The organism is Novosphingobium chloroacetimidivorans (genome assembly GCF_014204535.1).
Lineage (GTDB): Bacteria > Pseudomonadota > Alphaproteobacteria > Sphingomonadales > Sphingomonadaceae > Novosphingobium > Novosphingobium chloroacetimidivorans.
Window position 1 is genome coordinate 51,317 of record NZ_JACHLR010000013.1, and the last position, 10,099, is coordinate 61,415.

15 protein-coding genes are annotated in these 10,099 nt (G+C 64.2%); 14 read left to right on the top strand and 1 reads right to left on the bottom strand.

Going from position 1 to position 10,099, the window contains the following annotated elements; all coding sequences use genetic code 11:
* The first annotated feature begins 12 nt into the window (after positions 1-12).
* From HNO88_RS14685 to HNO88_RS14720, 8 genes are read left to right on the top strand one after another with little or no spacing between them, the layout of a single operon-like run.
* Positions 13-588 carry a 3'-5' exonuclease gene (locus tag HNO88_RS14685; RefSeq protein WP_184246998.1) on the top strand — a complete coding sequence of 192 codons (576 nt, stop codon included), beginning with the start codon at positions 13-15 and terminating at the stop codon, positions 586-588.
* Positions 588-1,640, top strand: a complete 1,053-nt coding sequence (locus HNO88_RS14690; RefSeq protein WP_184247001.1) for a RecT family recombinase — start codon at positions 588-590, stop codon at positions 1,638-1,640. The genes HNO88_RS14685 and HNO88_RS14690 overlap by 1 nt, the downstream gene beginning before the upstream one ends.
* A 4-nt stretch (positions 1,641-1,644) precedes the next feature.
* Positions 1,645-2,115, top strand: a complete 471-nt coding sequence (locus HNO88_RS14695) for a Ros/MucR family transcriptional regulator (RefSeq protein WP_184247004.1) — start codon at positions 1,645-1,647, stop codon at positions 2,113-2,115.
* A 3-nt stretch (positions 2,116-2,118) separates the two neighbouring features.
* Complete coding sequence (locus tag HNO88_RS14700) at positions 2,119-2,394, top strand: phosphopantetheine-binding protein (RefSeq protein ID WP_184247008.1); 276 nt, start codon at positions 2,119-2,121, stop codon at positions 2,392-2,394.
* Between the two features lies 1 nt (position 2,395).
* Entirely contained in the window at positions 2,396-2,590 is a 195-nt protein-coding gene (locus tag HNO88_RS14705) for a hypothetical protein (RefSeq protein WP_184247011.1), read from the top strand.
* Positions 2,590-2,934 carry a hypothetical protein gene (locus HNO88_RS14710; RefSeq protein ID WP_184247014.1) on the top strand — a complete coding sequence of 115 codons (345 nt, stop codon included), beginning with the start codon at positions 2,590-2,592 and terminating at the stop codon, positions 2,932-2,934. Before HNO88_RS14705 ends, HNO88_RS14710 begins: the two co-directional genes overlap by 1 nt.
* Complete coding sequence (locus HNO88_RS14715; protein WP_184247017.1) at positions 2,934-3,362, top strand: hypothetical protein; 429 nt, start codon at positions 2,934-2,936, stop codon at positions 3,360-3,362. The genes HNO88_RS14710 and HNO88_RS14715 overlap by 1 nt, the downstream gene beginning before the upstream one ends.
* The gene (locus HNO88_RS14720; RefSeq protein ID WP_184247020.1) at positions 3,355-3,774 is read left to right on the top strand and encodes a hypothetical protein; all 420 of its coding nucleotides are present in this window, start codon (positions 3,355-3,357) and stop codon (positions 3,772-3,774) included. The genes HNO88_RS14715 and HNO88_RS14720 overlap by 8 nt, the downstream gene beginning before the upstream one ends.
* A gap of 7 nt (positions 3,775-3,781) precedes the next feature.
* On the opposite strand, the gene HNO88_RS14725 is transcribed toward HNO88_RS14720, so the two are convergent.
* Positions 3,782-4,081, bottom strand: coding sequence for a hypothetical protein (locus HNO88_RS14725; RefSeq protein ID WP_184247022.1), 300 nt, complete (start codon positions 4,079-4,081; stop codon positions 3,782-3,784).
* Positions 4,082-4,157: 76 nt separating this feature from the next.
* On the opposite strand from HNO88_RS14725, the gene HNO88_RS14730 reads away from it, so the two are divergent.
* The 6 genes from HNO88_RS14730 to HNO88_RS14755 all read left to right on the top strand — a co-directional run bounded on the left by HNO88_RS14730 (position 4,158) and on the right by HNO88_RS14755 (position 10,071).
* Positions 4,158-4,808: a hypothetical protein gene (locus tag HNO88_RS14730; RefSeq protein WP_184247025.1), complete on the top strand. Its 651-nt coding sequence runs from the start codon at positions 4,158-4,160 to the stop codon at positions 4,806-4,808.
* A complete protein-coding gene (locus tag HNO88_RS14735; protein WP_184247028.1) occupies positions 4,801-5,175 on the top strand; it encodes a hypothetical protein in 375 nt (124 codons plus the stop codon). The genes HNO88_RS14730 and HNO88_RS14735 overlap by 8 nt, the downstream gene beginning before the upstream one ends.
* 263 nt (positions 5,176-5,438) lie before the next feature.
* Complete coding sequence (locus HNO88_RS14740; RefSeq protein ID WP_184247032.1) at positions 5,439-5,774, top strand: hypothetical protein; 336 nt, start codon at positions 5,439-5,441, stop codon at positions 5,772-5,774.
* Complete coding sequence (locus HNO88_RS14745; RefSeq protein ID WP_184247035.1) at positions 5,771-6,292, top strand: MmcB family DNA repair protein; 522 nt, start codon at positions 5,771-5,773, stop codon at positions 6,290-6,292. Before HNO88_RS14740 ends, HNO88_RS14745 begins: the two co-directional genes overlap by 4 nt.
* On the top strand, positions 6,289-8,877 hold the full coding sequence (locus tag HNO88_RS14750) for a DNA methyltransferase (protein ID WP_184247038.1): 2,589 nt from the start codon (positions 6,289-6,291) through the stop codon (positions 8,875-8,877). The genes HNO88_RS14745 and HNO88_RS14750 overlap by 4 nt, the downstream gene beginning before the upstream one ends.
* A gap of 180 nt (positions 8,878-9,057) precedes the next feature.
* A complete protein-coding gene (locus HNO88_RS14755) occupies positions 9,058-10,071 on the top strand; it encodes a tyrosine-type recombinase/integrase (RefSeq protein ID WP_184247041.1) in 1,014 nt (337 codons plus the stop codon).
* Positions 10,072-10,099 lie beyond the last annotated feature (28 nt).

A 10,099-nucleotide genomic window follows, 5' to 3' on the forward strand; every position in this document is an offset into this window, starting at 1 on the left:
AGGATCCGAACCATGTATCTCGTGTTCGACACGGAAACTACCGGCCTGCCGCTCTGGAACGATCCGAGCGACGACCCGCGCCAGCCCCACATCGTCGATCTTGCCTGCAGCCTCTACGACGCGGTTGGCGTGGAGATCGAGCGCTATGACGTGCTCATCAACGCCGGGGTCGAGATCCCGGACGAGGTCGTGGCCATTCACGGCATTACGACCGAGATGACTCAGGAGCAGGGCGTCGAGCCTGCTGAGGCCCTCGACAACTTCCTAGCCATGGTCGCCAAAGCCGTCGTCATCGTCGGCCACAACGTCAGCTTCGACCTGCGTATGAAGCGCATTCTGGCCGCGCGCGTGCTGGGCGAAAAGTGGGACTGCCCGAAGCCCAGCTTCTGCACCATGCGCAAGACCACCGGCATCGTGAAGAAGCTCAAGGCTAAGCCCCGCTTCGACACCGATTGGAAGTGGCCGACGCTCGGCGAGGCGACGGAGCACTTTTTCGCCGAACCGCACACCGACGCGCACCGCGCGCGGCCCGATGCCGACGCCTCGGCGCGCATCTTCTTCCACCTGAAAGAGCGAGGTCTCGCCTAATGAACGCCACCACCGCCCGCTCGCGCGCCGTCGCGAACGAGAACCGCTCGATCGAGCAGAGCCAGGAGCGCGCGATCGCGGCGCGCACGGCAGAGCAGAGCCGCCCGCGCAACGCGCTCGAAGCGATGTCTTCGCGCCTCGAGGTCAGCCCCGGCGCGCTCAAAGACACGCTGCTCAAGACTGTGTTCGCGACGTGCCGGAACGACAGCGAGTTCATCGGCTTGGTCATCGTCTCCAACGCCTACGGCCTGAACCCGCTGCTCAAGGAAATCTACGCCTTCCCCGCGAAGGGCGGCGGCGTGGTTCCGATGGTCAGCGTCGATGGCTGGATCAAGCTGATGCACTCGCACCCGGCGTACGACAGCATCGAGTTCGAGGACATCGCCGACGACAAGGGCGCGATCTACGCCATCGAGGCGACGATCTGGCGGACCGACAAGACGCGGCCCACCAAGATCATCGAGTATCTCGACGAGTGCCGGCGGAACACCGATCCGTGGAAGCAGTCGCCACTTCGCATGTTGCGGCACCGAGCGCTGATCCAGTGCGCGCGTGTTGCGTTCGGGTTTTCAGGCCTTTCGGCGCTTGAGGATACAGTGATCGATGCGGTCGCTGTGGCTGCCGACGACGTGAAGGCGCTGCCCAATCGGCAGTCGCTCGCCGAGCAACTCGACGACGAGATACCCAGCTTCGACCAGGCTCACGATCCGAGCACTGGCGAGGTCTACCCGACCGACGACCGTGGCATGACGCCGGTCGACGAGGAAACCGCCCGCGCGCTGGACAGCAACGACGGCACGCTGAGCGAGGACAACCCGCACGCCGCCGAAGGTCCGGATAGCAGCCAGCGCGGCGAAGCGAACACCGAAGTCGACGAACTCGCCGACCTGCGCCGCCGCCTCGGCAACTCCCGCGCCGTGAAGGCGGTCGAAGCGATCGAGCGCGATTGGGTCAACACCATGCGCAACCGCTTCGACGACGACACCGTCGCGACGATCGAACGCGAGATCGCGGCGCGCAAGCTGGCGCTGAAGCCGCAGCAGGAGGGCTGAACTCATGAACGCACCTATCCCCTCGCTCCTGCCTGGAGCGCCACTCGTCGCCACACCGGGTCTCACGCTGATCACCGCCGAGATCGTCCGGGCCTACGTCAGCAACAACGAGACGCCCGTCAACGAGCTGCCGGCGCTGATCAAGGACGTGCACGCTGCTGTTGCGGGTCTCGGCGAGCCTGCCACCCCTGCCGCGCCGGCGTTGCCCGAGCCCGCCGTATCGATCCGTGCGTCGGTGAAGCCGGACAAGGTCACCTGCCTGGAGTGCGGCTTCTCGGGCAAGATGCTCAAGCGGCACCTGGCGAACGAGCACCAGCTGACGCCCGTGACGTACCGGGCGCGTTGGAGGCTGTCGCCGGATCATCCGCTCGTTGCCCCGAACTATGCGGAGCGGCGGCGCGAGCTGGCCCACAAGATCGGCCTGGGCAAGCCCAAGCAGGCGAGCCGCGGCCGCAAGCCGCTTGGGAAGGGCTGAGCGATGGAGATCACCGCACAGCAGGACCGCCTGCTCGCGATCGTGGCCGAGGTGCTCGATCAGGACCCGCGTACCTTCACCGATCCGATGGAGGTGAAGTTCTCGCAGCTTGGCGCTGACCGCTTGGACACCGTCGAGCTCGTCATGACGACCGAGGAAGAGTTCTCGATCGAGATCACGGACGCCGAGATGAGTGCACTCGGCGACGTCGATAAAGGCGCGACCGTGGGCGACCTGTGGAAGCTGGTCGAGCCGAAGCTGGCAGCTGAGGCGCGCTGATGTGCCTCTCCAGCCCAACCCCGGCAAGTGCCCAGCGGAGGCTGCGGGCCGGCGCGTGCGCGTCGTGCTGTTCAACGGCACCGACACCGCGCGCACCGAGCCTGGTGGCTGGGCTGCTGACGGTAAAAGCGGCTGCACCTGGCGCATCCACCGCCCGCCGCATCCCTTCGACATCAAGCTTTGGGAGCTGATCTGATGCGACACGAAGACGCAGACAACGCGCTCGCCGATGCGCTCTGGTGGTTCCGCGGCTTTAGGGCTGCGCAGCCGACCGAGGCGAGCGACGCGACGTTCGACATGCAGAGCAAGCTGCTAGACGCGCGCAATTGGCTGAAGCGGTTGGCTGAGGGCAAGCGGCGCGTGCTCGGCCTCGGTGAGCCGGAGCAGGGTATCGTCATCACCTACGCCGAGTTCGAGCGGCTGTACGACGGGCTGCGGCATGGCATCGAGGACCGCGAGGTTGGAGTCGCGACGGCCAAGCAGATACTGGAAGAGTATCGGGCGGAGTTGCGCGGCACCAAGCCGGGGGTGCCGTTCTGATGGCTTCCGAACAGACCGACGAGAACTACCTCGCCTCGCTCAACAGCGCCGAGTGGTTCGTCATCATCAGCCGGGCCAATCTCGGCTTCCGCTACGGCCCTTACACTGGCCCCGAGGCTGGCGCGATTATGCAGCAGTGCCAGCTTGAGGGCATCCCCTGCCTGCTGTCCGCCAACTGCGGTCGCGAGTTCGACTGGGACGTGGCTCGCGATTTTGGGCGCGGGCAGCCTGCGGACTGGAAGCCGATGGAGGATGCGCCGCAGGACGGCAGCACCATCATGGTCGACGTCGGCGGAGTCGAGACGCGCGCCGTGTGGTGGCACTCGTGGGAGTGGTGGCGCGAACTGAACGAGGATGGTTCAGTCGGTAAGCCGGTCGAGCCGGTGCGCTGGCGGGCGCTCTCCGAAGAGGAGAAAGCTCGTGGCTGAGCGGCCCCGCATCCGCTCCGACCCGTCGCGCATCGCCATGATCGAAGCGACACAAGCTGAGTACCGGCGCCTAGCCGAGCTGCTCGCACCGCACATGGTCCGGATCGAAGATCCCGAGATGCGGGCCGTCAACGTGGCGCAGAACGTCCTGCGCGACGCCGTCACCGTCGTGATGAACGAGATGATCCCGTACACCCACACGACGGTGCTCGAGCTTGCTTTCCGGCTCGCCAGCTATGCGCTCAGCGCGGCTCCGCTTGAGGACCAGGACGAGATCGTCGCGGCCTTTGTCAGCAACTTCGCTGACGTTCACTTGCAACGCACCTCGCAGGGCCAAGTCATCACGTCGGAATGGCGGATGCACGACGGGCGCGAGATGCCGAACTTCCCGAAGGAGGGTGATCATGCCTGAGGGCGCGTCATTTAGGTACCAAGCTCCCAAGCAGTTCGCTCGGCATCTCGCGAAGCAGCCGAACCAGCATGTCCATTTCCAGCGGCGACTCTCGCAAACTCGGGCGCAGCATGACGGCCTTCGCGATGGTCAGCTTCATCCAATTGTCGAGCACGTACCCGACCATCTTTTGCGCAAGCCCTTTGTCTCCAATGTGCTGAAGCGCCTCGGCTTGCTCAGCGATGATAGTCGACGCTTGGGAGATCACGTCAGCAATGGCGACGAAGCGATCTTCCCAAGCAGCGTCGATGCTGACGACTTCGCCCATATCACCTTGCCCCCGCAGATTCGGCGGGTGTCTTCCTCTGCTTTGGGAGCGGCGAGTGCAAGCCGGGAGGTGAGCCGTGGCTGATAACCACTCCAACGCCGCCGCAGCCGAGCAGCACGTCAAGCGGATCATCGGCCCCACCATCCTCATGGGTGACGGCGCGTACTTCGACTACGAGGCCGATCATGCGCACGGCATGACGATCGAGGATTACGCCTGGGGTCTTGCGAGCACCAACCGCTTCCGCGGCCAGACGCGGCTTCGCACCTACAACGGCATCGGGAGGCGCTGCCTCTACAACGTCGCGCAGCATGTTGTCTGGCTCACCTGGCACATGATGGATGATGGCTGCTCCGACGAGCAGGCGTTTGAAGGTCTCATGCATGAGAGCGACGAGGTGCCTTGGGGCGACTTCCCGGGACCGGCGAAGGGGTTGCTGGGCGAGCAGGCAGCGACGGTGGTCAAAGCCAACGGCGACGCAATCGACCGGCACTTTGGGGTCACCCACAACCACAAGGCTCTAGTGAAGCAGTACGACATACGGATGCTCGCGACCGAAAAGCGAGACCTGATGCCGCACTCTGGCGTCGACCGCTGGGAGTGGACGAAGGGCTACGAGCCATTCCCCTCGCAGATCGAGCCTTGGTCTGCAGAGGCGTCGGCTGACGAGTTCCAAGCGCTCTATCGCGAACTCACCCGTAGGCTGGGGAGGGCGGCGCATGACTGAGCAATCCGCCGAGTACCTCATCCGCAAGGGCGGCGCCTACTATCGTCCGAACGCAGAGGGCTACACGAACGATCGACGCCGCGCTGGCCGCTTCACGCTGGCGGAGGCGATCTCCCACTCGCATCCAAATGGACCGGACGGCCCTCGCGACGGGATCACTTACGAGGCCGCTCCCGCGGTCGGGGGCAGGGTCACCTTCTGCGGCAAGCAGATCATGATCGACGGCAAGCACCTCGCGGACGCGGCTTCGCCTGAGGCTGCCGAGGCGATCGCCATCTGCCTCAACCATGCCGACCCGGCTGCGGTCGACGAGGGCACATGGCTTCGCGGCGATGATCTCGTCAAGGTGGAGGCGCTGTTCGCATGATGCAGCTTGATCTCTTCGCCCCGCCCGCACCATCACCAGTTGCTCCGGTCGCTTACCAGCCTCGCCCCCGCGCCGAAGTGCATACTCGGGCCTTCAGCCATGACGGCATGATCACGGTCTATTGCGATGAGCCTGAGCCGATTGACCTAGTCGTGCGGGGCGTACCTTGCGTCGTCAGCGCAGGCTTCAGCACCCATGCCGTAAGCGCTCCGGGATCGCTGTTTTGGAGCGAGACTGGCTTTCGATCCTTTGGGTACAACACCATGGACCCGGGCGAGATCGCGGATCGCATCTGCGCATACATCGATGCGCCGGTGAAGGCCTACGGTTGCGGCGGTAAGCTGGAGCGCTGGTGGCCGTTCTACGTGCTGCAATGGCGTCAGTCGCTTGGCTTTGAAATCGAGATGACCAAGCGCGACGGTCGCGAGGGTGTGTGGGCCCAATGGGGTCAGGAGGCCTGGGCCGATCACTGGCGCCGTCACGATAGCAAACTTGCTGAGGCCGTGGAGCGCATGCGGGCTGAGGGGATCGATCCAAACGAGGTCGGACCGCCGCGAGGGTTCAAAGGCAAGTGGCCGAAGATCGAGGCAATGGCATGACCGCCGACGACATCCTGGCCGCTCTCATCGCAGCTGCCGGCGACGCCATCTTTGCCACCGAACTTGCGATGTCAGGTGGCGAGCGTCGTTGCGACTTCTGGACGATCAGCCCAAACGGCTCGGCAGGCTTCAAGGCGATTGCCCACGAGATCAAGGTTTCACGCGCCGACTTCCGCCGCGATCACGCCTTCAAACAGCGTGAGGCCCGGCTGTTCTCGGACCAATTCTACTACGTGACGCCCGCCGGGCTGGTGAAGCGCGACGAGGTGCCGGACTGGGCGGGGCTGATCGAGTTCGACGGCACGGTACTCACCAAGGTCGTGCACGCGCCGCTCCGCGACAAGGACGGACCCACCTGGCAGTTCGTCGTCTCGCTCATCCGGAACAGCGGCAAGGTCAACCGCGACACCGATCTGCTCAAGCAACGCGTCAGGCTCGCGGAGCGCACAATCAGCAAGGTTAAGGCAGCGCTCAAGCAGCGCGGAATGCAGCCTTGGGAGTTCGGGATCAACTCATGACCGACTATCACACCTTCCTTGAGGCAAAGGCACCGCTAGCGCAGTCGGCCGGTCTCCCGTGCTCGCTTGACGACATCCCCACGCACCTTGTCACCGGCGAGGAGATCAAGCCTCACCAGCGCGCGATCGTCCAGTGGGCAATCGAAGGTGGCCGGCGCGCACTGTTTGAGGCGTTCGGCTTGGGCAAGTCGATCCAGCAGCTGCTCATCTGCGACATCATCGTTCGCCTGGTCAGCTTCGGTGCGCTCGGTCTGATCGTCGCGCCGCTAGGCGTGCGTCGTGAGTTCATAGCGGATGCGGCCAAGCTCGGTCTCAAGCTGCACTTCGTTCGTTGTGACGCCGAGATCGACGCCATCATCGCCGCTGGCGATCCGGCCGACACCCACCTGTTTCTTACAAACTACGAGAGCGTGCGCGACGGCAAGATCGACGTCAGCCGCTTCACGGTGGCAAGCCTAGACGAAGCGAGCGTGTTGCGCAGCTACGGCTCCAAGACGTTCCAGGAGTTCCTGCCGCTGTTCGAGCAGGTGCCGTACCGCTTCGTTGCTACCGCCACGCCCAGCCCAAACCGGTACAAGGAGCTGATCCACTACGCCGGCTTCCTCGGCGTCATGGACACCGGCCAGGCGCTCACCCGTTTCTTCTCCCGCAATAGCGAGAAGGCGAACGACCTCACCCTCTACCCACACAAGGAAGATGAGTTCTGGCTGTGGATGAACAGTTGGGCGGTGTTCCTGCAGCGGCCCAGCGATCTCGGCTTCAGCGATGAGGGCTACGATCTGCCGAAGGTGATCGTCCGCTGGCACGAGGTGAAGACCGACATCGCTGGCGGCACCGAGACGGATAACTTCGGCCAGGCCGCGCTCTTTCGAGACAAGGCTGTCGGTGTGGTCGGCGCCAGCCGCGAGAAGCGGCGCACCCTCGACGCCCGCGTTGCCAAGGTCGCCGAGATCATGGCCGAGGACCCCGATGATCACTTCCTGCTGTGGCACGATCTGGAGGACGAGCGCCGGGCACTTGAGAAGCTCGAGGGCGTAGAGGCGGTGTTCGGCTCCCAGGACCTAGACGACCGGGAGGAGATCGTGCGCCGGTTCGCTGACGGTGAGCTAGCCCGGCTCGCGGCGAAACCGATCATGCTGGGCAGCGGCTCCAACCTGCAGCGTCATTGCCACCGCGCGATCTTCGCTGGCGTAGGCTTCAAGTTCAACGACTTCATCCAAGCGATCCACCGCATCTACCGGTTCCTGCAACCGGGTCAGGTCGTGATCGACATAATCTACGCCGAGACCGAGGACCAGGTGCGGCGCGAACTACTCGCTAAATGGCAGCGCGACGATCAGATGAAGGCCCGCATGTCGGAGATCATCCGCAAGTACGGCCTCAACCATGCCGCCGCTGCCGAAGCCATGAAGAGGAGCATCGGAGTGGACCGCACCGAAATGACCGGCGCCGGGTGGAAGCTCGCGCACAACGACTGCGTCGAGGAAGCGAAGCTGCTTGAGGAAGGCTCGCTGGATCTGATCGTCACATCGATCCCGTTTAGCAACCACTACGAGTACACGCCCAGCTACAATGACTTCGGGCATACCGACGATGACGCGCACTTCTTCGCACAGATGGACTTCCTCACGCCGGCACTGCTGCGTGCGCTCGCGCCCGGCCGGATGTCGTGCATACACGTCAAAGACCGGATCCTGTTCGGCAACGTGACGGGGGAGGGCGTGCCCACGGTGAACCCGTTCCACGCCAAGTGCATCAGCCACTATCTGGAGCACGGCTTTCAGTACATGGGCATGATCCACGTCAACACCGACGTGGTGCGGGAAAACAACCAGACCTACCGGCTTTCCTACAGCGAGATGCTGAAGGACGGCACGAAGATGGGCGTTGGCTCGCCCGAATATGTGCTCCTGATGAGGAAGCCGCAGAGCGACCGGAGCCGCGGCTATGCCGACAAGCCGGTGCGCAAGGTGGCGGACGAGTACAGCCTAGCCAAGTGGCAGATCGACGCGCACGCCTTCTGGCGCTCGAGCGGCGAGCGGCTCGCGATGCCGGCCGAACTCGGCGATGCTGCCGCGCACTATGGCGAGATGGGCGTCGGTTCGTTGGTGAAAGCCTTTATGGAAGGCACGCGCGGCCTGATCTACGACTTCGCCGCCCACGTAGCGATCGGCGAGCATATTGAGGCGCGCGAGACGAACGACACCCGCGGGCATCTGCCGCGCACGTTCATGAGCCTAGCGCCCGGCGCGCACGATCCTGACACCTGGGACGATGTCGTGCGTATGCGGACGCTCAACGCCGAGCAAGTAGCGAAAGGCCGCGAGAAGCACGTCTGCCCGCTGCAGTTCGACATCGTGGATCGACTGATTGACCGGTTCAGCATGGAGGGCGAGCTAGTCTACGATCCCTTCTGCGGGCTCGGCACTGTCCCGATGCGCGCGGTGCTCAAGAAGCGGCGGGGGCAGGGCAGTGAACTCAACCCGGACTACTTCGCGCACAGTGTGCGGTACCTGCAGGAAGCGGAGCGCCAGGCGGCCGTGCCGACGCTGTTCGGCTTGCTGGGGCTGGATGACGCCGCATGACAGCGAAGCGCCGCCTCGTACCATTGACTGAGTTGAAGGAGTTGTTCGACTTCCTCCGCCAGGAAGGCTTCGATCCAGCCGCTTGCTCCGTTGACATCCGCGCCGATGGCGTGGCTGTCTCACCCCCGGCCACGACTCCGGGGAACGCCTATGACGCATGGAAGGCGAAGGACAAGAATCGTGACCGGCCTGCACGTAGTCAGTAAGCGTCTCGCCACCGGCCGTCGCTGGTTCGTCTATGCTTGGCGTGGCGGCCCCTGCATCCACAAGCAGGATGGCGAGGAGAAGCCGGTCATCACGCGCGAGATCCTCGACGCGCAGTACCGTGCCCAGCAGGACACAATAGGACGCGCACCGGAGGACGTCGACTGGCTCATCAAGGCGTATGAGGCGAGCCCGAAGTACATCAACACCAAGCCCTCGACCAAGAAGGACTACCGGCTCTGGCTGACCCGGATCTCGAAGCGGTTCGGCACGACTCCGGTGGACGCCTTCTGCGACTGGCGGATGCGAGGCGATGTAATCGAGTGGCGCGACGAGTGGGCGCACATGCCCCGGACCGCTGACAAGGCGGTGGTGATGATGGTGACCCTGCTGAACTGGGGTGTGGAGAACGGCAAGCTCGAGCGGCACTTCTGCCATGGCATCGGCCTGCTTCACTCCGCCGACCGTTCCGAGCAAATCTGGGAAGATCGTCACTGGACGGCAGTCGAGAAGGAAGAGGACTTCCCGGCCCACGTCATGACAGCGCTGAGGCTTGCTCGCCTGACCGGCCTGCGCCTGGGCGATCTTGTGGCGCTGGAGTGGAAGCAGGTGTTCGACAAGCAGATCACTGTCGAGCGCACCCGCAAACGCGGCGGCAGGGCCGTGATCCCGATCTTCCCCGAACTGCGCAAGCTGCTCGCCGAGATCGGACGCAAGGACGAGGGCACCGTGCTGCTGAACAGCCGGAAGCAACCATGGACAGCGAGTGGCTTAGAGACGGTATGGCAGCGAAAGCAGCCGAAGGGCTTCGATCGCACGCTCCACGACTTGCGAGGCACCTTCGTCACGTTCCTGGCGGTGAAGGGGCTGACCGACGAGCAGATTGCTCGGATCGTGGGCTGGACGGCCGAGAAGGTGGGCGAAATCCGCGCGCGCTACGTCGACGAAGCGCGGGTCGTCGTATCCCTCGTCGAGCGTCTTTCAGGGTAGTTTCTGCGGCTGCGGTTTACAGGTTTGT

What these genes read in the sequence shown, in the direction of transcription:
- HNO88_RS14685 (WP_184246998.1), top strand. Translation starts at nt 13, where the DNA reads ATGTATCTCGTGTTCGACACGGAAACTACCGGCCTGCCGCTCTGGAAC.
- HNO88_RS14690 (WP_184247001.1), top strand. Translation starts at nt 588, where the DNA reads ATGAACGCCACCACCGCCCGCTCGCGCGCCGTCGCGAACGAGAACCGC.
- HNO88_RS14695 (WP_184247004.1), top strand. Translation starts at nt 1,645, where the DNA reads ATGAACGCACCTATCCCCTCGCTCCTGCCTGGAGCGCCACTCGTCGCC.
- HNO88_RS14700 (WP_184247008.1), top strand. Translation starts at nt 2,119, where the DNA reads ATGGAGATCACCGCACAGCAGGACCGCCTGCTCGCGATCGTGGCCGAG.
- HNO88_RS14710 (WP_184247014.1), top strand. Translation starts at nt 2,590, where the DNA reads ATGCGACACGAAGACGCAGACAACGCGCTCGCCGATGCGCTCTGGTGG.
- HNO88_RS14715 (WP_184247017.1), top strand. Translation starts at nt 2,934, where the DNA reads ATGGCTTCCGAACAGACCGACGAGAACTACCTCGCCTCGCTCAACAGC.
- HNO88_RS14725 (WP_184247022.1), bottom strand. Translation starts at nt 4,081, where the DNA reads ATGGGCGAAGTCGTCAGCATCGACGCTGCTTGGGAAGATCGCTTCGTC.
- HNO88_RS14735 (WP_184247028.1), top strand. Translation starts at nt 4,801, where the DNA reads ATGACTGAGCAATCCGCCGAGTACCTCATCCGCAAGGGCGGCGCCTAC.
- HNO88_RS14740 (WP_184247032.1), top strand. Translation starts at nt 5,439, where the DNA reads ATGGACCCGGGCGAGATCGCGGATCGCATCTGCGCATACATCGATGCG.
- HNO88_RS14745 (WP_184247035.1), top strand. Translation starts at nt 5,771, where the DNA reads ATGACCGCCGACGACATCCTGGCCGCTCTCATCGCAGCTGCCGGCGAC.
- HNO88_RS14750 (WP_184247038.1), top strand. Translation starts at nt 6,289, where the DNA reads ATGACCGACTATCACACCTTCCTTGAGGCAAAGGCACCGCTAGCGCAG.